Origin of the sequence: Pseudomonas brassicacearum (genome assembly GCF_009601685.2) — a bacterium.
Lineage (GTDB): Bacteria > Pseudomonadota > Gammaproteobacteria > Pseudomonadales > Pseudomonadaceae > Aquipseudomonas > Aquipseudomonas kilonensis_B.
In genome coordinates, this window is sequence record NZ_CP045701.2 from 1,108,737 (window position 1) to 1,128,741 (window position 20,005).

Here is a 20,005-nt window from a genome sequence, read left to right on the forward strand (position 1 = left end):
CAGCCAACCAGTCACTGGGCCTTGTTGGAGGCTTCTGCGGCTTTGATCAGGTCAGCGCCGATATCACCTTCGAACTTCTTCCATACCGGTTTCATCTTGTCGCGCCACTCGGCACGCTCTTGCGGCGTGAGGGTAATGATCTCGGTGGTCTTGGCGTCGACGATCTTCTGCTTGGCGTCCTGGTTCAGTTGCTCGGCTTCCTTGTTCACCTGAGTCGTGACTTCTTTGATGATCTTGTCCAGCTCAGTACGAACGTCTGGATCCAGGCCATTCCAGAACTTGGTGTTGGTGATCAGCATGTAGTCGAGTACACCGTGGTTGGACTCGGTGATGTACTTCTGCACTTCATGCATTTTCTGGCTGTAGATGTTCGAGTAGGGGTTTTCCGCACCGTTGACCACGCCGGTCTGCAAACCTTGGTAAACCTCGGCGAAGCTCATCTTGCGCGGGTTGGCGTTCACGGCCTTGAATTGTTCTTCCAGCACGGCCGATGCTTGTACGCGGAACTTCAGGCCACGAGCATCCTTGGGTTCGCGCAGCGGTTTGTTCGCCGACAGCTGCTTCATGCCGTTGTGCCAATAAGCCAGGCCGGTAATGTTTTTGCTTTCCATGGACTTGAGCAGCTTCTGGCCTTCAGGGCTCAACTGGAAGCGGTCCACCGCGGAGATGTCATCGAACAGGAACGGCAAGTCAAACAGTTGCACGGTCTTGGTGTATTGCTCGAACTTGGCCAGTGACGGCGCGATGATCTGCACGTCGCCCAGCAGCAGGGCTTCCATCTCCTTGCCATCGCCGAACAGCGAGGAGTTGGGGTAGACCTCGACCTTCACTTTGCCTGGCAACCGTTCTTCCACCAGTTTCTTGAACAGCAGAGCGCCTTGGCCTTTGGGCGTTTGTTCGGCCACCACATGGGAGAACTTGATCACCACCGGATCTGCCGCCATGGCCGTGCTCATCGCACTGAGGGCCAAAGTGCAAGCGAGCGCTTTCCAGATAGGTTTGAACATAAGGGGCTTTCCTCTTTTTTTTAGTATTTTCGTGCGGGCTCATTTAAAACACAGCGCACGGCGGAACAATGATGAGTCTAGGCAGAAAAATAACGAGTCGGCGACGGTTAACGGGAAAAACCGCCATTCGGCTGTTCGTCTCGACAGGTTGCGCTAGAGCCTTCCTGGCGTCGGGCTGACACATCACAAACGGCTCATTTCCAAAGGTTTCAGTCAACAACCGTGTCTGGGGCAGGAAACCATAAAGGAGCGATGATGGCTACAGGCTTTCAATCTCCAGCGTTTATTGAATCCATGGGCGGCGGGCTTGCTCGCGAAGACGATGGCCCATCCTCTTTGCTAGTTGCGCTTCCAGCACTCCTCAAACCGCGCGCACACCCCGTAACGCTCATCCATCTGCGCCATCCTTTCCAGGTGATGACCTACCGCTTCGACCGTCACCCCATTCCCGATCCGGAAGTACTCCACCATCATCGCGATGTCCAGGTCGATCTCGGCTTTCTCCGGCTTGGCATTGGCGGTTTTGGGCAACGTCCACTGTTCCAACTGCTCGTCCTTCAACTGCCGCAGGCGCGTCAGGTATTCGTCCTTGAAGCGTTCCATCGAGTTCGCCTTGTTCTGCGCCATGTCATCGCCGAACGTCTTCAGGTTTTCCCGGTACAGCGTCCAGTAGTCAGCCGGCAGCTCGAAGCCGAGCTTGGCCTTGCGCTCGCTGATCAGGGTGTCCAGCTTCTCTGGCGAATAACGCTCGACTTTTTCCTTGGCAGGATCCGTCTTCACGGTGACAACCAGGCTTTTATCGATGACTCGATTCATCAGCTCCAAGCGATGGGGCGTGTCCGGGTAGGTCTTGGGGAACAGCCCATTGCGACCGGCGCAGGCGGGAAAGTCATTTTTCAAGATTGGGATCGGTGTGCGCACGTCCTTGCCGTCGACCCGTTGCAAGCGTTGCAACTGAGTCAGGCAGAAGTTCTTCTTGGACTTGAACGTCACCTCGTATTCGGCATTGGCCTCGGGTGTAAAGTTGAAGCCCTTGCCACACACGGCATAACCGCTGTTCATGTTGGTGCGCAGGTGAATCTGTTCACCGGGCTTGAGCTTGACCTCCAAATAACCCCTGGCATCCTTGGGCGCCGGAACGCTCATCCCCACCCGCCGCGCGGTATCGCTCAGCAGCATATTGTTGAGAATGCCCGTGGTTTGCCCGTCGCAATGGGCCGCGTCGAAATAATCCAGCGTGGCGTTGCTGGTATTGGCGACGAACCGCAACTTGGCGGCGTCCGGTTCGATGGCATCGGGATAACTGCCATTGACGCTGCAACCGCCGAGCAATACAAACAACGCGGACAATGCTAACAACGGGGCAGGACAGCGAGGCAGGGCGAGCATAGGTCATCCTTGAAGGATCGATAAAATTGACGAATGCTACTGAAGTGCCACTATTGCGTCCATCACCTGCCGCTGAGCTGTAGGCAATACCCTCTTCTTCTCGACAAGGACTTATCGATGATCGACTTCAACAACAAAGGCTTCTTCAAGCTCAAGCAAAACGACGAATACGCCGAGCGCGTCACGGCCCTGCTGCTGGACGGTGAACAGGTCATCGACGCTTATAAATCCATGCGCGATGGGGTGGTCTTCACCAACAAACGCATCATCGCGGTGAACGTGCAAGGTATCACCGGCAGCAAAAAAGACTTCACTTCCTTGCCCTACAAAAACATCGTCGCCTACTCGGTCGAAACCTCCGGCACCTTCGACCTGGACTCTGAACTGGAGATCTACTTTTCATCCCTGGGCAAAGTGAAATTCGAGTTCACCGGCAAGACCGGCATTGTGGAAATCTCCAAGGTGATCTCCAAACACCTCCTGGCCTGATCGGCAAACTCAATATCCACCACCAATCCCCTGTGGGAGCGGGTGTTTGCAAATGCAGCGTTCACCACTGACCCCTGTGGGAGCGAGCTTGCTCGCGAAGACGGCGGCACAGCCAACATCACCGGCTCAGACAGATCGCATTCGCGAGCAGGCTCGCTCCCATAGGGACAGGACCCGCAGTTGAGGCTCAGGGCTCCAGCGCCGGCCCCTTCAACTCGATCTGGTTGTCGTCCGGATCGAAGCAGTAGATCGACCAACCCTTGCCCTCCGCGCCATAACGCATCTGCGCTTTCTCAACCTCCAAGCCAGCTGAAGCCAGATGCGCCAGGAGAGCTTGTTCATCAAACGGCTCGATACGCAGGCAGAGGTGATCGACATTGTGGCCCTGCTTACCGGCCGCCGGCCCACCCTGGCGACCCAGAGGCCCGTCGACGGCAACCAGGTCAATCATCGAAACACCGGTGCCCAGATGAACCATGCCTAGATCGTCCCGGCGCTTCTTGAGCTCGCAACCGAGCACCGATGTGTAGAAAGCGAGGCTGCGCTCGATGTCTTTTACGCGCAGGACGATGTGGTCGATACGTTGAATCGTGAAGTTCTTCATACGGGCCTCATGTGCTCGGTGATGGACGTTACGGTTACTTCACCTTAGCTATTCATGCTGGAATGTCGTCGCAACAAAAAATCCCCTGTGGGAGCGAGCTTGCTCGCGATGACGGCAGCACACTCAACACCACAGGTTAGAACGGCCGCACCGCGAACCAGCTTCCCCTTTCGCCCGGTATCCTGCTGTCTAAAGTTCATCGACATGCAGTCGATAGGGTCATTCTGGAAAGGTGCACATCCATCAGTGCTTCTCCTCATTGTTCAGTTTGGAATGGAAAAGGATAGGGTAATGGAGCAAGAAGTCGGCACAACGGACGAGAAACAAAAACCTGCCTCATTCCAACAGGATATCTACGCGACCCTCAAATTGATGGCGGAGCATTGGGGCCTGATAGGCAGTTTGGGTGCCCTGCTCAGTGCGGTGGTCAGCTTTGGCATCCTGATGACCTACGCGAAGGCGATCGACCGTATCGACCTTCTGCCCTTGGTGTTCGATAAGAAACTCTCCGCATTGCTTCCGTGGATGGGGATGGTTGCCTTTGTCCTGTTTCTTTATATGGTGGTGATGGGGGTCACTACCCTGTTTTACGCATTAGCCGTGTCCATGTTCAACCAAACGCCGAATCTTAGGCCAACGGTTGCCAGGTTCTTTTTCTGGGCAGCGGTGGTGGGGTCGTTGATCATCGTCGCCTTCGCGTTTCAGGGACCCGAGGTCGACCATTTCATTGTCGCTTGCGTGATTATCTTGGGCATGAGCGCAGTCATGGGGGCGTCGTTGAAATCAAAGAAATTTCGAACGGCCCTGAAACTGGTGTCCCTCTTCAATAACTTGAAGAAACTTGGGGTTTGGTGGCATCAGGCTGGCATATTCCTATCTGCCTACTTCGTTTTGATGGTTGCCGTTTTCGCTGCCGTCTACCCGATGTTGATATTGCTGAAGTCTTACACCGGCAAAGACTCCCCGGAAGTCATCACGACACTGATGATCATTTCCATGGTGGCGGTGGTCCTCTTGTTCTTGCCAGCCCTGATCTTTTTTGTGAGCAAAAAACATATCGTCACGCGAGGACTGTTGTCGGTCGGATCGGCGTTGCTGGTGACCCTAGTCATCGTCGCCATCTATCCGGGTGCAAGTTCCACCGTGGTGTTCAAGGCAGCCGGAATGATGGGCGTGCGCGAGACGACTCCACTCAAATATCGTTTGTTGAAAAACTTCGAGGCCAAGGACTTTGATCCGGCGAGCTGGGAAATGGTGGATGCCAGCGCGGATCTTCCGGTGGTAGAGGCCTTTCCACTCTTCTCGCTGGGGGATGTTCTGCTGTTGTGCCCCAGTGGTTTGAGCGGCACGCACCTGGGGCAATGGCCAGAACATTCACATGTCTGCATCGTCACGCAACGCAGTGACGTGGTGATATTGCCCGGCGCGACAGCCGCGCCCAAGCAAGCGTAGACGCCGATCAGACAGGGTTGCCAATCAAGGATACAGAGATGCCAATCACCGAAAGCCAGGCGAATGCAATCGGTCAATTCTTCATTACCCATCCACAGACTGGGGGGAGAGTGAATGCCCTGGTTTGATGGGGAATGAGGATTCTGATGAGACAAAATGCTGTGAACGCTGATGATCAATTGTGGAAGCGAGCCTGCTCGCGAAGACGTCATTTTAGCCACCACCAATGCCCGGACACGCCACCTCATGATGAAATGGTTCAATTCCCTCACTCGAACAGACGCCATTGCAACACTGGCTTTGATCGTCTCCATCGCCTCAGCCTACTTCAGCTACCAGCAATATCAGGACAGCGTCGCCAGTCGCAGAACTCCGCTCATCATCCGGGTCGGCGCTGAACACAGCAAAGTGTCCTTCTACAAAGCCTACCAGGATGACCAGGAGGTGTTGTTCAAGCAACGCTACAAAATCATCCTCACCAATAACAGTTTCAACCCGGAAAGCGTTATCGACTGGCGAATATCGGAACGCAGAGAAAATGGCAGTAGCGCGTACGCCGGCATGAATTCAAAGCTGTTCGATTCGACGGGCGAGCCCATGACTTTGCCATTCCTGATCGCCGCAAAAGAAAGCAAGGTGGTCTTCCTGGATGTCGGGCAAAAAGTATCTTCGGCGGCATGGGCAATGGTGGCGCCGTTCGTAACCTTGCATAAGGAGATGGACTGGTATGAAACGGAGCAACTGTTTACCAATGCAGGCTATCCGCTGTTCGGGCAGCTCGCTCCCGGCGAAAGTACCCTCCACCAGAACCTGAAAGTTGACCGCTGGCGGGCCGGCCCTGCGTACCAGGAGTTTCAGTTGCGCTTCAGCAAAGCCGATGGACAAGAAGTGGCGGCAAAGTTGTCGTTGAATGTGAGCGACATTTATCCGCAGGGCGAGGCTGAGCGATAGTCTGGCTATCGAGCCGCTTTGGACAGGATCTGCGCACGCTATCAAGGTATCCGATACGGTGCGAAAGCCCGCGATGCCGCCATCGCGAGCAAGCTCGCACACAAAAAAGTCGGCCAGGTCTGTGGGAAATCTGCCGCACGTCTATCCTAGGTATTTTTGAACCAGGCGCGGAATCGGCAACCGATCACCCACGGACTCCCACACCATGAAAAAACAAGAACAAGACAACCTTATCCAAACCCTGAAAACCCGCTTCGAAAAAAACCTGAACCGTCACCCAGACATTCTCTGGGCCGACGTCCAGGCCAAGCTCGAAACCAACCCCAACGCACTAAAAACCCTCCAGGCCATGGAAGCCACCGGGGGCGAACCCGACGTGATCAGCCTCGATCCAAAGACCGGTGCTGTCACCTTCTGCGATTGCGCCAAAGAAAGCCCAACCGGTCGCCGAAGCCTCTGCTACGACCGCGCGGCCCTGGATGCGCGCAGGGAGAACAAGCCCAAAGGCAGTGCCGTCGAAATGGCCGAAGAAATGGGCATTGCCCTGCTGACGGAAGACCAGTACAGGGCCCTGCAGGAACTCGGCGAGTTCGATGCCAAGACATCCAGCTGGCTGGCAACCCCTCCAGGGCTTCGATCGCTCGATGGGGCGATTTTTGGCGATTATCGTTATGGCCGGGTGTTCGTCTACCACAATGGCGTGCAGTCGTATTACGCGGCGCGCGGGTTTCGCGGGTTGCTAAGCATCTAAGCAAACCCGTGGCGAGGGAGCTTGCTCCCGCTGGGCTGCGCAGCAGCCCCAAACCCATTCACCGCGATGGGCCAGGAAAAACGGTGTCGGCAGGTTTTACGTCTGCTGCGCAGCCGAACGGGAGCAAGCTCCCTCGCCACAAAAGCTCCTGCGTAATCATCACCACCAGCGTCCAGATTCCACAGGTCGAAGCCGTGACGCGCCAACACAGTCGCCAACGCCTCGAAACAGACCTCGGGCATTTCGTTGGAAATCTCATCCAACAGCACCGCGATCCACTGTCGATGCTCAAGCGCAGGCACTGAGACAGTGTGAGAGCCTTCTCATTAGACTCTTCCACCCACCCAGCCTGCGCTCTAAACTGCGCGGGGAACACACCAGAAAAATGGCGCCCAGGTTGCCCCTCGTCTACCGTTGACGGGAGCCGTCTTCCTTGGAGAAAGCTCCCATGTTCACCTTCCCCCGAGCACACCAGAACAGAAGATGGGAAGGGCAAGGCACTCTATTCGGCGAAGGGCTTCCCAGGGTTACGTCGGCGGGGTCGCCAGCCACATCATCCTCGACATCCTCCAGCGGCCCGGGGCCCATCATTTCATTATTTCGTTCTACTACGTCGATGGCCCGGAGGGCGGCGGTCACGCCATCGCAGGGTCCTTTGACGACGGCCAGACGGGGCGACTCTTCGATCCCAACTATGGCGTCGGTGCCTATCAATCGAGGACCGACCTGGGCAACGACCTGCACGCGCTGCTGGCGAGCTACGTCGTTCCCGGCGGGCATGTAACCGAGAGCTATCTGTTGGAGTTTGATCACGAGGATGAATTCGGTGCGTTCCAAGGAGCCGCAGCACCGCACTGATCGGCAATGAGTTCAGCAGACATCAATGGCTGGGAAACTCAGAAAAATAGCAAACCGGCGAACTCCCCTCCGCCCGTTTCTCCACCTCATCCTCCAACCACTGCGCCAACACCACCGCATTATTCTCAACCGTAGACTTAGCCGAATACACCAACGTCAGCGTCCCATCCCGCGCAATATCCACCAGCTTCCACCAATGCTCTGGCCGCGCCGCCAGCTTACGCCGATACGCCACGCTGAACTCGGTAAACGACACAGCCCCCGCCTTGAACGCCTTGCGCAACTCATGAGAAGGCGCAACCTCCGGCAACCACTCGGCAATCGCCAACGCATCCTTGCGGCAATTGCGCGGCCACAAGCGGTCCACCAGAACCCGTACGCCATCCGTGGCGCTGGCTGGTTCATAGGCGCGTTTGCACTGGATCATCGAAGCCTGCCTGTCGAAGTAGGATCGCCTCAGCATAGCGGCCATAGACAATTCGGCATCTTCAAGTCTTCGCCGGACCTGCCGCTATCGGTATAACGATTTTTACCGATCCATCGATTGGCTTTGCAATGCCGTTGCTCTGCGGCAATTAATTGGCCAGCGCACGATAAGAGAACGTAGCGAATGGACGACGGACGATTCGAAAAGCGGACGGCGATGGCGGGAGGTGCGGCGGTGTCGTCCGAGCCGCATATTCTGCTGATCGATGACGTCCCGGAGGATATCCGCGCAACGCTCATCCTGCTCAAGGCCCAACCGTGGCGCATTTCCCTGGCCAGCGATGCCCACCAGGGTTATCAGCGGGCACTGGCCTTGCGTCCGGATTTGATCGTGCTGGACGTGCACATGCCGCACATGAACGGTTTCAGCCTGTGCCGGCTGTTGCGCGAGGCACCGTCGACCCGCCAGACGCCGATCCTGTTTTTGTCTTCGGCCAACAGCTCCATCGAGCGCCTGGAAGGGCTGACTGTCGGCGCGGTCGATTACATCCCCAAGTCCTGCGCGCCCGAGGAAGTGCTGGCGCGTATCAAGATCCACCTGCAACTGACCTGGCGCGCACCGCCCACCGATCAAGCCAGCCCGGCCGATCCGCAGCCGCAAGGCGATGAAATCGTCCTGCGCGCCGCGATGCGCTTGATCGAAGAGCACCTTGATGAAATGCCTTCCCTGGTCCAGCTGGCGCAAAAGGTCGGCACTCACGAAAAGCGCCTCTCGCGGATCTTTCGCGAGCACCTGGGGCTGACCGTGTTCGCCTACATTCGCGACGCACGACTGCGACGTGGCCAGGACTTGCTCGGCGAAAGCGCCATGAGCGTGCAGGACGTCGCCGAACTGGTGGGCTTTCGCAACGCCTGCAACTTCACCACGGCCTTCCGCCAGCGAATCGGCATGACGCCCAGTCAGTTTCGCCAGCAAGCCTTGGGCATCGCTGATACAGAGTCGGCCGGACGCGCCTGATGCGGCTTCTACAGTTGTTGTTACTGACGATAGCGTTGTTATCCACAGGCTTGCTGCGCGCCGCGCCTGTGGATATCTGCCGGGCTGATCATCTGGACCTGATGCCCGCGATAACGATTTTTGAAGACACCCAGGCCAGCCTGAGCCTGGAAGACGTCGCGCAACTGCCCGAAACACGTTTCAACGCCGCCACCCCAAGCTGGCCGACCCAAGCCTACAGCCGCTCCTCCTTCTGGTTGAAAGTGCAGCTCAGCAACTCAAGCGCTGTGGCGTGTTCGCGCCTGCTGGTGGTCGGCGCGCCGCGCCTGGAAGACATCCGCGTCTATCAACCGGGGCAGGATGCCCATGCCGGCGGCGCCTATCCCTTGGCCGAATGGCCCCAACCAGCGACACGTCAGCCGGCGTTCCCGGTCTCGCTGGCGGCAGGGGAGAGCGCCACGCTGTTCATCCGCGTGGCGAGCAACTTCCAGATGTTGCTGGAGCCGGAACTGTGGTCCGAACCGGCGCTGCTGCGCAGTCAGCAACAGACCTACCTGAGCGACGGACTCACCCTCGGCATTGTCCTGCTGGTCGTCCCGTTCGGCTTCATCGTCGGCTGGATCCTGCGTTCCCAACTGCTGAGCGTGAACGCGGGCGCGGTATTGAGCTACATCCTGCTGACCTGCATCCTCAACGGCTACCTGATCTACTGGCCCAGCGCACTGGGCTGGACACGCGAGTTGCTGACCTGCGCCAGCGCGTTCTCGTTCGTACTGTTCCTGGCCTACATGCGCGTGCTGTTGCAGGTCGCCCGCCTGCCCAGAATCATCGGCTGGAGCTATTGGCTGCCGCTGTTGGGCTGCATCTTCGGCCGACTCTGGTGGCTAAAAGTCGATCCCGTCCAGGGCGCGCAGATCGTCCAAATATCCCTGATGAGTTTTTACGGCGTGCTGCTCGCCACCCTGTTCATGGCCTGGCGCAGACGCCTGAGCTACAGCTGGATGGCCTGGCTGGTGCCGGGGCTCTTGCTTGGGCAATTGCTGATGCGGCTGTTTTTCCCCCAGGAACAACTGCCCTGGCAGTCGCCGCAAAGCAAATACAGCTTATCGTCCACCTTGCCCGGCGTGGCGTTGCTGGTGTGTACGTTGATCATGGAAGTCGCCCGCAGCCGCAACCGGGAAAAGCACGCCCTGTCCACCCTCGACCAACAACGCCAAGCCGAACAGGAACGCCTGGAAAGCACCGTGGCGCTGCGCACGTCGCAACTGCGCGAATCCCTCGCGGCGCGCAGCGCGTTGATGGCGCGGATCAGCCACGACCTGCGCTCGCCGCTGGTGCGCATCATCGACTACGCGCGCCTGCTGCACGCCGGGCCCAACCGCGACTATCAGGCGACAATCGAACGCAACGCCCGCCAGCAACTGGAGCTGATCGACGAGATGCTCGAATTCTCCCGTGGCGAGCTGGAGCAGATGCAATTGACCCTCGCGCCGGGCTATCTGTATGGCTTCCTCAAAGAGATTGCAGACGAGGCAGGCTTTTTAGCTGCGCGCCAAGGCAACACTTTCGAGGCCGTTTTGGCGGATGACTTGCCGCCACTGGTGGAGGCCGATTTCAAACGCCTCCGGCAGATCCTCATGAACCTGCTGGCGAACGCGGCGAAATTCACCCGCAACGGCCAGATCCGTTTCGAAGTGAGCGGTGGTGCTGCACCAACGCCGGAAACCGTGGAACTGCGCTTCAGCGTGATCGACACCGGCATCGGCATCGACCCGCAAGAGTTCGAACAACTCCTGCAACCGTTCCGCCGCGGCCGCAATGCCCAGCGCTACGAAGGCAGCGGGCTAGGCCTGTCCATCGTCACGCAACTGCTGGAGCGCATGGACAGCCGCCTCGAACCCCAAGCCACCGGGCAGGGCAGTCATTTCAGTTTTCGCCTGCAACTGAAATGCGCCCAAGAACACGATTTGGAAAACGGCATCGTCGACAACAACGTCACGCCGTTCGACGGCCAGGGCAAGCACATCCTGCTGGTGGACGACATCGAGCAGAACAGTGAATGGCTCTACGACCTGCTGGCCGGCTACGGTTTCGACGTGAGCATCGCGGCGAACGGCGAAGACGCCTTGGCCTGCCTGGCTGAACAGCCGGTCGACCTGCTGATCAGCGACCAGATGATGCCGGGCATGGACGGTTGGGCACTGCTGCGCCAAGTGCGTGAGCGTTGGCAGCATCTACCTGTGATGCTCTATTCAGCAGTGCCGCCACGCAGACCGGAAGACGATCCAAAGGACCTGGCCTTCGACGCGGTATTGCTCAAGCCCGCCGACAGCCGCGAATTGCTGGCGTGCGTCCAGGCACTGGCCTGCCCGGACACGGTGCGTCGCGAAATGGCTCGGGAGTCCTAGCGTGCCGGGTTTGGGTTACAGGCTGCTCTTGCTCGCCAGCCTTTCGACGTTGCCCTGGGCGTCGGTCCAGGCCGAACAGGCGACGCCCGGAGCCCTCACGCTCGACGAAACCACCGTCACCGCTCGCCGCCGCGAGGAAGACCCGCAAAACGTGCCGATCCCGATCAACGTCCTCTACGGCGATCAACTGGACGAAGCCGGCCTGCATCGGCTGCAAGACATCCAACAACGCGTGCCCGGCCTGATAGTGTCCGGCCACGACGCCCGTTACGCCGGCTTCGGCCTGCGCGGCTTCGGCGCGACTGCCTACAACGATGGCCTGGAAGGCAGCGTCGGCACCTACGTCGATGGCGTTTACCAGGCGCGCCAGGGCATGGCCTTCACCGAGTTGATGGACATCGAGCGCATCGAAGTGCTGCGCGGGCCGCAAGGCACCTTGTTTGGCAAAAACACCACTGCCGGCGCGCTGAACATCATCACTCGCCAGCCGACCTTCCAGCCCGAAGCCAACCTCGAAGCCAGCTACGGCGAGCGCGGCTTGCGTGAGTTTCGCGGGACGATTTCCGGGCCGCTGCAGGACGACGTGCTCGCCGGGCGACTCAACGTCTACGACAGCGCCACCGATGGCGCCGTGGAAAACCTGCAAGACGGCAGCCGCCTCGGCGACGCCGACAGCCAAGGCCTGCGCGGCCAATTGCTGTGGACGCCGAACGCTGACTTCAGCGCTCGCCTGATCGCCGACTACGCCGAGCAAAACGAAGCCGGCAACGTCCTGCTGGTCAATCACTACAGCACCCAGACCCGCAAGCGCGCCAAGTTCCTCGGCTATCCGTTGACCGAGGCCGACCCCTACAAACGCGAGTCCCGCATCGACGCACCGGGACATCCGCAAACCCTGCAGAACGGCGTCTCACTGGAATTGAACTGGGACCTCGACGAGGCGATGCGCTTGACCAGCATCACTGCCTACCGCGACTGGGACTACCGCGCCACCCGCGATGGCGACAGCACCGCGCTGTCGGTGGCCCAGTCCGAAACCGAACTGGGCCATCGACAGTTCAGCCAGGAATGGCGCCTGTCCGGCACGGCCGGTTCGTCTGTCGACTATGTCGCCGGCCTCTACTACCTGCGCCAGCAGCTCGACCGTCAGATCGACGTCGAATTCGGCAAGGACGCCGCGCCCTGGTTCGTCGGCGATCAACTGGAGCAACTGAAGAACCTGGGCATCAACATCACCGATCCGAGCCAGGTGCCGGCCATGCTGCTGGACGGCGCTCAACAACGTTATGACGGCAAGCAGAAGGGCGACAGCCGAGCGATTTTCGGCCAGCTCTCCTGGCGCCCGATTGACCCGCTGGAACTCACCGGCGGCCTGCGCTACAGCCAGGAGCGCAAGGACGGCTGGATCTCCCGCAACGTCAGCAACCTCGCCCCGCTGACCGGTTTGCCCCCGGTGTTCCAGGCCGGTGGGCAATTGCTGCGCGACATCGCCCTTGGCGGTGCTTATTACCGCGAAGATTCGATTGAAGAAGACAACGTCTCCAGCCTCCTCAGCGCCAGCTACCGTTTCAGCGAGGCGGTGATGGGCTACGTCAGCTGGTCGCGGGGCTACAAGGCCGGTGGCATCAACTTCGACGTGGTCGGCCCGTTCACCGCGCCGACCTTCGAGCCGGAGCGGGCCACATCCCTGGAACTGGGCGTGAAGACGCGCTTTTGGGATGAGCGCGCCTTGCTCGACCTCGCCGTCTACCAGACCGACGTCGACAACTACCAAGCGCTCACCTACAGCCCGCCAACGTCGGTGTTCGCGCCACCGCTGCGGGACAACCTGATCAACGTCGGCAAAGTCCGCCTGCGCGGCATCGAACTCGACTCTGCCTGGCAACTCACCCCACGACTCACCGGCCGCCTCGGCCTGGCCTGGAGCGATGCCCGCTACCGCAGCTTCCCCAACGCCCCGTGCCCACCGGCCTCGGGCCAATGGACCTGCGACCTCAGCGGCGAGCGCCTCTACAACGCACCGGAATGGAACCTCAGCAGCGGCCTCGACCACACCCATCCGCTGCCCTACGGATTGGAAGCCTTCAGCGGCATCGACTACAGCTTTCGCACCGGCTACTCCGGCACCCTCGAAGGCGGCGAAGGCAGCGATCAACCCAGCTACGGCCTCACCAACCTGCGCCTGGGCCTGCGCAGCCAGGACCGCGCCTGGGAAGTCGAAGGTTGGGTGCGCAACCTCTTCGACCGCAATTACATCACCGCCGTCTATTCACTGCTCGGCGCCGGCGACTACGGCGTCATGACCGGCAGCGAACGCACCCTCGGCACCACCGTCAGGCTTCGCTATTGACCGAAATAAACCGCGTCGGACAAAACGCCAGACGATTACCGCCGGCCTTCTTCGACAGGTACATGGCCTGATCCGCCTTACTGATCAGCCCATCGATCTCATGCCCATGCTCAGGGTAAAACGCCACCCCGATACTCGCCGCGATCTCCACCGTCTGCGCGCCAATCAAAATCGGCGCATTCGCCGCCGCCAGCATCCGCTTGAGCAACGGCTCGCAGTCCTCCACCGCCTGCAACCCCACCAGCCCCGCGACAAACTCATCGCCACCCAACCGCGCCAAGGTATCGCCCTCACGCAACGTCGCATTGATCCGCGCCGCGACAATCTGCAACACCCGGTCCCCCCAGTCATGCCCATAACTGTCGTTCAGCGCCTTGAACCCATCCAGGTCAATAAACGCAATCGCCACCTTCTGCTGATAAATACGCGCCTTGCCCAACGCCTGACGCATCCGCTCAGCCAACAACAACCGATTGGGCAACTGCGTGAGCGCGTCATACCGGGCATCGCGCTCCAGCAACTGCAGACGCTGCTTCATCTGCGTCATGTCGCTGAACAGCGCCACATAGTGCTGAACATTGCCGTGACGGTCATGCACGGCGCTGATGCTGATCCGCGACGTCATCTCTCGGCCATCCTTGTGGTTGCTTTGAATCTCACCGGACCAATGCCCGTGGAAATCCAATGCGTTTTTCATCGGCGCGTAAAAAGCGGTGAGGCGGCGGACCATGCGATGGGAGTTCAGCTCGCGGCCTTTTATCTCTTCCTGCCCGTAACCGGTGAGGCGTGTGAAGGCTTCGTTCACGGCGATGACCCGGCCGAATGGGTCGACAAGGATGACGCCTTCGCGGGCGTGGCTGAACACAGTGGCGGCCAGCTCTGGGCAGACGGTGTTAAGGCGACGGTCCAGCGTGGCTTCGTCACGGGTGGCCGGCCATGTTTCGGAGTCGAAGCCTTGCTGCGCCAGATAGCCGGCCAGGGATGACAGCGCCTTGTGCAGGCGGGTCAGGGCATTCGTGGCGAGCCTGGAGTTGAGGCAGTAGCTCCGGATGAAGGTGCGTAGGTTCATGGGGGGTACACGGTGCTCGGTTGCAGCGGTAGGGGGTGAGTGGAGAAGGCATTATCGAGGTGGGAATGGGTGGGGGCGTTTGCTGGAGCGGATGGGGGCTTTGCGGGAAGGGATGGATCGGAAAGATTTTCGGGACGTTACTGCGCACCATAGCGACTTACAGTGCGCAGGTTTTATCAAGGCCTTGCGTCAAGCGGGAGTCAGCGAAGTCGTAGGGTTTTCACCACGGCTTCGCCTTGTGAGCCACCAGGCCAACAGAGATCGACAGATGCCGAGGCTCCACCCGCTACGTGGAATATTGCAAAGTTCTTATCTTCCGAGTGACTGAAAAGGTGCTCGAAATAGATGGAATCATGACCGTTGATCTTTCCAGAATTTGCGATCCCGGTTCCGGCGAACTGCCCGGCGGGCATTCGGGAAATAGCGCTGGAGGTCACCTGATAAATACTGGCTTTACGATATTTATCATGACTCAGTCGAAACGCAGCGGCACAGTGAACGTCGCCACTGATGAACACCAATGTCTTGCCGCTTTTGTCCAGCGCTGGAAAGATGGAATCCAGCAGGATATTTCGCTCTGCATGGTTGCTGCTATGGTCCCACTCATCCATGCAATCATCTTTGGCGGAGTCAAGCCAGGATCCAGCCGTCAAGAGCACCGATTTCCAGTGAACGAATGGCACCGGGCTAACCACAAATAACAAGGGAGAGGATGAGTTCACGCTACTTTTCAACCATTCTTGGAATCGTTCGATTTGTTTTGTACCGAGAAGAAAGTTCTTCTTTTCCGGGGTTTCGACGTCGTGATGTCCACGCATGTCAAGCATATAAAATGGAATGCCGCCTTTTTCAAAACCGTAATCCCAGATACAGGTCTCTGGTTTTTTCAAGGAGCCTTTGGAAACGCCAGTCTCGGGATTGTGGCTGTGCGCATATTCAAAGTAAGCCGTCCGCGCAGCCATCCACATTGAATTAACCAATTTTCTATCTATTACCTTGTCATCGCGTTCGAAATACCTGGAAATTATTGCGATTCGCTCTTCGTCGGTACGAGAACCCCAACCATCCATGATTTCATGATCATCCCACATCATGTATTGCGGGTATTTGGAGAACGCTTCCTGGAGGTGTGGAAATTTCCAATACACTCGATAGTACCAGCGATACAGATTGAGCAGGTACGCGTCGAGCTTTTTAAGGTCAAGCTTACCTTTTGTAGAACACTCTGCGATCAAGTCGTCCTTGTTGTCTTTCAACCACTCCCAGATGTCAGGAAAGTGCTTGCTTTCCTGGCAATCAACATACACCTGATCGCCACCCCCTATAGCGAATCTGGCGTTTGAAACATCCATTTTTTCCAGAAAAAGAGGCCAGGCGCCATAACTTCCATTTGCGTTGAACGGATCATGGCAACTATAGAATCCAAAGCTGAAATCAAGCATCTCGTCTGCCATGGTCCTGAAGGCAAGTGACTTATGACAACCGATTTCGGTCCTGCGGAATGTGTCCGTACCGTCTGTCTCGTCGGTCATTAAATAGTAGAAATAAGTCGTGTCTTGATCCAGGCCCTGAAGGTCGAAGGTATGGGTCAGATCATCTTCCCAACTGAATGCATATGAGTCATGAGCACAGTTATACGGTTTCAAAAACTCGGCCAGCGGTTTGCCATCCAGCTTTACCAAATCTCCTTCGATTGCTTTCTTTGACCAAACCAGGCTCCAGTTTCCTGGTGTATAGACGCGAATCCAAATGCGTGCAGACTGGGTGGTGACGTGTCCGATAATGCTTGCACTTTGTAGTTTGGAAACGTCGTACTCATTATTTCTAGGGTCGACTAAGGCCATGGGGAATTCCTTTGTCCGAGCATAGTTATCTCAGAACAGGAGATGAGTCCGGTTCGGATGCTTACGTCCCTCCGGCAGGATCTACAGCGAAGGATTCAAATCCAATCAGGATGGAGGCATGGTGAATATAGCCGTACCGCTTCGCTTGTCGAATCGACTCGCCTGTTTTTGGCGATAATTGAAAGTGCTGACGGTGGGCTGTTAAGTAAATGAAACACTTGGCAGGATAACAATCCGTTGAACCCTGCTTATCGACAGGCCGACAGCAACGAACGGGCCGTGGCCTCAATAAAAACTCAAGTTGCCCGGTCGCTCGCCGATAGGTTGCGCAGCAATCCCATTCGAAGGACCGGAGCATGTTTTACCCACGCGAAGCTGAAAAAGACCACCTGTATAACCGAATCGTCCTGCTTACCGTTGCTTGCTGTGTACTGCTATTTCTAGCCTCCCTGGCAAAACACTCAGGGTTCATTTATGGGGCCATTCGGTGGAGCGCTGTCGAGGTAAACGGCACCGTGACGCAACTGGAAAGCATCCCGATGAATGAAAACGGCATCATCATTCGTTACCGATATACCGACGGTGATCAGCAAGTCCATGAAGACGAATACGTGGACCAACGCTATAACGAACATGATCAGTACAAGGTAGGGGGTGACGTTCCCCTGCTGTATTCACGTTGGTTTCCCCAAATCAGCAGCATCGCCACCGAGCTACACTCTTATCGCGCCAGCTTCTTCGTCATGGCTGGCGGGGTATTGCTGACATTGGTGTTCCTCGGGATTTCCTTCATGACGTTCGGTCGCATTTACCGCATGAAAGAAGAAGACCGCTTCTATTGAGCGGTCTGGCAACAATCGCTCAGGCAAACCGGAGTGCTGCGCGCCTCCTCATGGATAAGGAGTTATGGATGACCGCTGCCTCGACACTCAAGCAGTACTCGTTAAAAAGCTGGGCCGCGATCGTGGCGATTGTTGGCTTGTTGGCCGGGTTCCCCAGCATTTCATCCTGGTTGGCCGAAATGAGGGCCGACTACTACAAAAGCCACTTCATTGGTCGTTGGACCGAAGCGTTCAGCTATCCCAACGGCGACGGCATGAAGTTCGAGTTCAAGGGCACCATCGAATACTTCGCCAACAATCATTACAACGTCAGCGGCGTCGTCGCGCTGGTTGGGACAGAGCCTTCGAAGCCGTTCAGGCTCGAATACAGCGCCAATGGCGCGGGCACCTGGAGCGCAGACAGCGAAAACCTGTCGTTCACGCTGCAGCAGATGAAGACGTTACCCAAGACCTACTCGGTTGACGGCAAAGATATTTCGCCTTTGACAGTGGCGCAATTTATCGGCCCCAGCATGCCCAACCTCAGTGATATCTACCCCGAAGGGGGATCGGGGCAGGCGCGCATCAAGGAGGTGGATAAGAACAGGATGGTCCTGGAGCAAATGGATCTTGAGGGCAGGCCCTTTATCGTGACTGCGGATCGTCAGGTAGCAGGGCCGTCTGGTAAGCCTTGATTTGAAGCCCGGGTATCCGGCTGAAATGGGTAACGTAAGCCGGGTCTGTCAGGCAACGAGCGACCTCCGCTCGTAAGCTACGTCGCCTTGCGCCTTTGCCTACAACTACGCCAGAATCCGCCGGCTTGTTCGCCTGGGGTTGCGTCGGTAGTTTGGGACCTGTCACTGCTCATCAGTGATCGGGTTTAGTCGCCCGTCGTTGCTAAGTCGCTCAAGCGTCCATCAGTCAGGAATTCCCATCCCTGCGCTCGATGGTGGCTGTGCGCAGGGCGCCTCCGGGCGCGCCGATTCCTTAGCTCGTCGGTCGACTAACCTGCGTACAGCTGCCTCCCAATCGTTTAGTCGCGAGCGGGAAGTAGCCTCAACCAAAGAGAGCTAAGGCTATGGTCAAAATTACACCGAATCCTCCAGTTACAGACGAACCCACATCTCGTGCCCAGTCTGCCCGCAACAAGAAGCTCGACGACGCTGCCACTCGCGCGTTGGATTACTACCTGAAACCCAAGCCTAAGGGCGAAGCGTCTGACAAGACCGACTCCATTTTTCGGATTGATCCTGGGGTCGATTCTGAGTGTTTGCTTGCGAATCTCAGTGAAAACCTGGCTTCGGCGAATGCCATGATCAATGATTTGGCGTTCGACCTTGATGGCTCGCGACGGCGTGTTGCGTTGGGAATCTTGCAGGTGATTGAGGTGAGTGAGCTGTTGGCGAATCGGGCGTTGGATATTGTTGAGGTGAGGTAGGGCTGCATTGCTACCTGTCGCCTGAGTTAGAAAAAGGTCTTGCTTGGCAAGACCTTTTTTTGTGCCTGAGGGAGCTTCGTGCGCTCTATATAATTCGTGTCTTGTAGAGGAATATTTGTCCAGGGATACAGCTGGGATACACGTCCTTTTTTACTGGCTACCCCAGCTGATGATTCAGCCTACTATTCTTCAGCGCTTAGGATAAGTGATCGTTCCCAGCAGGCCGCAAATCAAACGGTGATCAGTCACATTAAAGATCGTTGGGTCATTTTCGTCCTGCTCGCCAATGAAGAATACCCATGGGCGTTCTTTGCTATTTTTCTTCTTCGCCTCAATACCTTCCTCACGGAGAACGTCAATTTCATTTCGCACGACGGTGCGTTTTGCCTTTGACCATCCTTCCCTACAGACGCGGATCTTGTAGGGGCGGACTAGTTTTGGGGGATCTTTAACCCACTCACCTGCGGACAGGTTGATAAAAAGAAAGTCGCCCTCTTCTTCGGGTTTGCTCCAATGAAGCTCCGCGTAGAAAATTTTTGATCGGGGAAAAATTTCTACCCCTTCACCGCGTAGCTTTTTGAAGGCGTATTGGTACGTCGTGTCGTCGATGCCGGGCACTTCAAGCGACATATCCCGATCATATGGAAAGTCGATAAACGCTCTGCAAATCGGGCGAATGCTATTGGCTGAGCGTCGCCCTTTAGGCTTTGCTTCGCCTCCATCGGCGGATCGGCCTTTGTTGACGCTAGTCGTTTGGGTTGCGGAAGGAGGGAGATCAGTGTCTACCACGGACCTTTCGTTACGAAGGGTTAGCCTCGCTGGGGATAATGCTGCGCTTGTTTCCAACTCATTTCGGACGCTGCCTTTCTTCCCTCTTGATACCGTTTTTTTTTCCCCCTCGATATCACAATCTTCAAAATGGTCTTTGCCGCGAGCGCTGCGAAAGTGAGGACGCTGCAAATTAGATTTCTGGTATGAGGCAGGGAACACATCAAGCTTGCAGCCTCTACAGATGTACCCGTAGGTATCCACCTCCGGCAATAGCCAAAGATCCTCTGCTTCAACGATCTCCATGGTTTTTTTGTCGCGTGCCGATTCCATAGCCACTCCTTTAGTTGGGCTTTAGCGTACCACCTGGTTGGACGGGCAGA

Annotated in this window: 18 protein-coding genes; 11 read left to right on the plus strand and 7 right to left on the minus strand. The window is 57.3% G+C overall.

The window, feature by feature from the left end:
* Nucleotides 1–11 precede the first annotated feature (11 nt).
* Nucleotides 12–1,007, minus strand: a complete 996-nt coding sequence (dctP, locus tag GFU70_RS04680; protein WP_058543367.1) for a C4-dicarboxylate TRAP substrate-binding protein DctP — start codon at nucleotides 1,005–1,007, stop codon at nucleotides 12–14.
* A 339-nt stretch (nucleotides 1,008–1,346) separates the two neighbouring features.
* Complete coding sequence (locus GFU70_RS04685; RefSeq protein WP_153387666.1) at nucleotides 1,347–2,396, minus strand: hypothetical protein; 1,050 nt, start codon at nucleotides 2,394–2,396, stop codon at nucleotides 1,347–1,349.
* Between the two features lie 117 nt (nucleotides 2,397–2,513).
* Between GFU70_RS04685 and GFU70_RS04690 the strand changes: the two genes are divergently transcribed.
* The gene (locus tag GFU70_RS04690; protein ID WP_024777581.1) at nucleotides 2,514–2,885 is read left to right on the plus strand and encodes a PH domain-containing protein; all 372 of its coding nucleotides are present in this window, start codon (nucleotides 2,514–2,516) and stop codon (nucleotides 2,883–2,885) included.
* Between the two features lie 187 nt (nucleotides 2,886–3,072).
* Here GFU70_RS04690 and GFU70_RS04695 read toward each other — a convergent pair whose 3' ends face one another.
* A complete protein-coding gene (locus GFU70_RS04695; RefSeq protein WP_116643150.1) occupies nucleotides 3,073–3,489 on the minus strand; it encodes a VOC family protein in 417 nt (138 codons plus the stop codon).
* A 291-nt stretch (nucleotides 3,490–3,780) separates the two neighbouring features.
* On the opposite strand from GFU70_RS04695, the gene GFU70_RS04700 reads away from it, so the two are divergent.
* The 4 genes from GFU70_RS04700 to GFU70_RS04715 all read left to right on the plus strand — a co-directional run bounded on the left by GFU70_RS04700 (nucleotide 3,781) and on the right by GFU70_RS04715 (nucleotide 7,501).
* Nucleotides 3,781–4,941 carry a hypothetical protein gene (locus tag GFU70_RS04700; RefSeq protein ID WP_153387667.1) on the plus strand — a complete coding sequence of 387 codons (1,161 nt, stop codon included), beginning with the start codon at nucleotides 3,781–3,783 and terminating at the stop codon, nucleotides 4,939–4,941.
* Nucleotides 4,942–5,187: 246 nt separating this feature from the next.
* The gene (locus GFU70_RS04705) at nucleotides 5,188–5,892 is read left to right on the plus strand and encodes a hypothetical protein (RefSeq protein WP_153387668.1); all 705 of its coding nucleotides are present in this window, start codon (nucleotides 5,188–5,190) and stop codon (nucleotides 5,890–5,892) included.
* A 205-nt stretch (nucleotides 5,893–6,097) separates the two neighbouring features.
* Nucleotides 6,098–6,643, plus strand: a complete 546-nt coding sequence (locus tag GFU70_RS04710) for a DUF4256 domain-containing protein (RefSeq protein ID WP_153387669.1) — start codon at nucleotides 6,098–6,100, stop codon at nucleotides 6,641–6,643.
* 483 nt (nucleotides 6,644–7,126) lie between these two features.
* Entirely contained in the window at nucleotides 7,127–7,501 is a 375-nt protein-coding gene (locus GFU70_RS04715) for a YopT-type cysteine protease domain-containing protein (protein ID WP_153387670.1), read from the plus strand.
* Nucleotides 7,502–7,523: 22 nt separating this feature from the next.
* Here the strand turns inward: GFU70_RS04715 and GFU70_RS04720 are convergent, their stop codons facing one another.
* Nucleotides 7,524–7,928, minus strand: coding sequence for a DUF488 domain-containing protein (locus GFU70_RS04720; RefSeq protein WP_153389146.1), 405 nt, complete (start codon nucleotides 7,926–7,928; stop codon nucleotides 7,524–7,526).
* 216 nt (nucleotides 7,929–8,144) lie between these two features.
* Between GFU70_RS04720 and GFU70_RS04725 the strand changes: the two genes are divergently transcribed.
* Genes GFU70_RS04725 through GFU70_RS04735 form a run of 3 tightly spaced genes read left to right on the plus strand, consistent with a single transcriptional unit; the run spans nucleotide 8,145 to nucleotide 13,682 of the window.
* On the plus strand, nucleotides 8,145–8,945 hold the full coding sequence (locus tag GFU70_RS04725) for a DNA-binding response regulator (protein ID WP_116643807.1): 801 nt from the start codon (nucleotides 8,145–8,147) through the stop codon (nucleotides 8,943–8,945).
* Nucleotides 8,945–11,332 carry a 7TM-DISM domain-containing protein gene (locus GFU70_RS04730; protein WP_153387671.1) on the plus strand — a complete coding sequence of 796 codons (2,388 nt, stop codon included), beginning with the start codon at nucleotides 8,945–8,947 and terminating at the stop codon, nucleotides 11,330–11,332. The genes GFU70_RS04725 and GFU70_RS04730 overlap by 1 nt, the downstream gene beginning before the upstream one ends.
* 1 nt (nucleotide 11,333) lies before the next feature.
* The gene (locus tag GFU70_RS04735; RefSeq protein ID WP_153387672.1) at nucleotides 11,334–13,682 is read left to right on the plus strand and encodes a TonB-dependent receptor; all 2,349 of its coding nucleotides are present in this window, start codon (nucleotides 11,334–11,336) and stop codon (nucleotides 13,680–13,682) included.
* On the opposite strand, the gene GFU70_RS04740 is transcribed toward GFU70_RS04735, so the two are convergent.
* Nucleotides 13,666–14,751 carry a sensor domain-containing diguanylate cyclase gene (locus GFU70_RS04740; RefSeq protein ID WP_116643147.1) on the minus strand — a complete coding sequence of 362 codons (1,086 nt, stop codon included), beginning with the start codon at nucleotides 14,749–14,751 and terminating at the stop codon, nucleotides 13,666–13,668. The genes GFU70_RS04735 and GFU70_RS04740 overlap by 17 nt on opposite strands.
* A 200-nt stretch (nucleotides 14,752–14,951) precedes the next feature.
* Nucleotides 14,952–16,595: an alkaline phosphatase D family protein gene (locus GFU70_RS04745; RefSeq protein ID WP_153387673.1), complete on the minus strand. Its 1,644-nt coding sequence runs from the start codon at nucleotides 16,593–16,595 to the stop codon at nucleotides 14,952–14,954.
* A gap of 356 nt (nucleotides 16,596–16,951) precedes the next feature.
* On the opposite strand from GFU70_RS04745, the gene GFU70_RS04750 reads away from it, so the two are divergent.
* From GFU70_RS04750 to GFU70_RS04760, 3 genes are all read left to right on the plus strand, one after another.
* Nucleotides 16,952–17,437, plus strand: a complete 486-nt coding sequence (locus tag GFU70_RS04750) for a DUF3592 domain-containing protein (protein WP_193034275.1) — start codon at nucleotides 16,952–16,954, stop codon at nucleotides 17,435–17,437.
* 68 nt (nucleotides 17,438–17,505) lie between these two features.
* On the plus strand, nucleotides 17,506–18,111 hold the full coding sequence (locus tag GFU70_RS04755; RefSeq protein ID WP_116643145.1) for a hypothetical protein: 606 nt from the start codon (nucleotides 17,506–17,508) through the stop codon (nucleotides 18,109–18,111).
* Between the two features lie 383 nt (nucleotides 18,112–18,494).
* Nucleotides 18,495–18,854: a DUF6124 family protein gene (locus tag GFU70_RS04760; RefSeq protein WP_153387674.1), complete on the plus strand. Its 360-nt coding sequence runs from the start codon at nucleotides 18,495–18,497 to the stop codon at nucleotides 18,852–18,854.
* Nucleotides 18,855–19,043: 189 nt separating this feature from the next.
* On the opposite strand, the gene GFU70_RS28655 is transcribed toward GFU70_RS04760, so the two are convergent.
* Nucleotides 19,044–19,955 (minus strand): hypothetical protein, encoded by a 912-nt coding sequence (locus GFU70_RS28655; protein ID WP_226921035.1) that lies wholly within the window; start codon nucleotides 19,953–19,955, stop codon nucleotides 19,044–19,046.
* Nucleotides 19,956–20,005: the final 50 nt, after the last annotated feature.

Bases quoted from the DNA above. Each gene is read 5' to 3' on its own strand.
- dctP (WP_058543367.1), bottom strand. From the start codon at position 1,007: ATGTTCAAACCTATCTGGAAAGCGCTCGCTTGCACTTTGGCCCTCAGT.
- GFU70_RS04685 (WP_153387666.1), bottom strand. From the start codon at position 2,396: ATGCTCGCCCTGCCTCGCTGTCCTGCCCCGTTGTTAGCATTGTCCGCG.
- GFU70_RS04690 (WP_024777581.1), top strand. From the start codon at position 2,514: ATGATCGACTTCAACAACAAAGGCTTCTTCAAGCTCAAGCAAAACGAC.
- GFU70_RS04695 (WP_116643150.1), bottom strand. From the start codon at position 3,489: ATGAAGAACTTCACGATTCAACGTATCGACCACATCGTCCTGCGCGTA.
- GFU70_RS04700 (WP_153387667.1), top strand. From the start codon at position 3,781: ATGGAGCAAGAAGTCGGCACAACGGACGAGAAACAAAAACCTGCCTCA.
- GFU70_RS04705 (WP_153387668.1), top strand. From the start codon at position 5,188: ATGATGAAATGGTTCAATTCCCTCACTCGAACAGACGCCATTGCAACA.
- GFU70_RS04710 (WP_153387669.1), top strand. From the start codon at position 6,098: ATGAAAAAACAAGAACAAGACAACCTTATCCAAACCCTGAAAACCCGC.
- GFU70_RS04715 (WP_153387670.1), top strand. From the start codon at position 7,127: ATGGGAAGGGCAAGGCACTCTATTCGGCGAAGGGCTTCCCAGGGTTAC.
- GFU70_RS04720 (WP_153389146.1), bottom strand. From the start codon at position 7,928: ATGATCCAGTGCAAACGCGCCTATGAACCAGCCAGCGCCACGGATGGC.
- GFU70_RS04725 (WP_116643807.1), top strand. From the start codon at position 8,145: ATGGCGGGAGGTGCGGCGGTGTCGTCCGAGCCGCATATTCTGCTGATC.
- GFU70_RS04730 (WP_153387671.1), top strand. From the start codon at position 8,945: ATGCGGCTTCTACAGTTGTTGTTACTGACGATAGCGTTGTTATCCACA.
- GFU70_RS04740 (WP_116643147.1), bottom strand. From the start codon at position 14,751: ATGAACCTACGCACCTTCATCCGGAGCTACTGCCTCAACTCCAGGCTC.
- GFU70_RS04745 (WP_153387673.1), bottom strand. From the start codon at position 16,595: ATGGCCTTAGTCGACCCTAGAAATAATGAGTACGACGTTTCCAAACTA.
- GFU70_RS04750 (WP_193034275.1), top strand. From the start codon at position 16,952: ATGTTTTACCCACGCGAAGCTGAAAAAGACCACCTGTATAACCGAATC.
- GFU70_RS04755 (WP_116643145.1), top strand. From the start codon at position 17,506: ATGACCGCTGCCTCGACACTCAAGCAGTACTCGTTAAAAAGCTGGGCC.
- GFU70_RS04760 (WP_153387674.1), top strand. From the start codon at position 18,495: ATGGTCAAAATTACACCGAATCCTCCAGTTACAGACGAACCCACATCT.
- GFU70_RS28655 (WP_226921035.1), bottom strand. From the start codon at position 19,955: ATGGAATCGGCACGCGACAAAAAAACCATGGAGATCGTTGAAGCAGAG.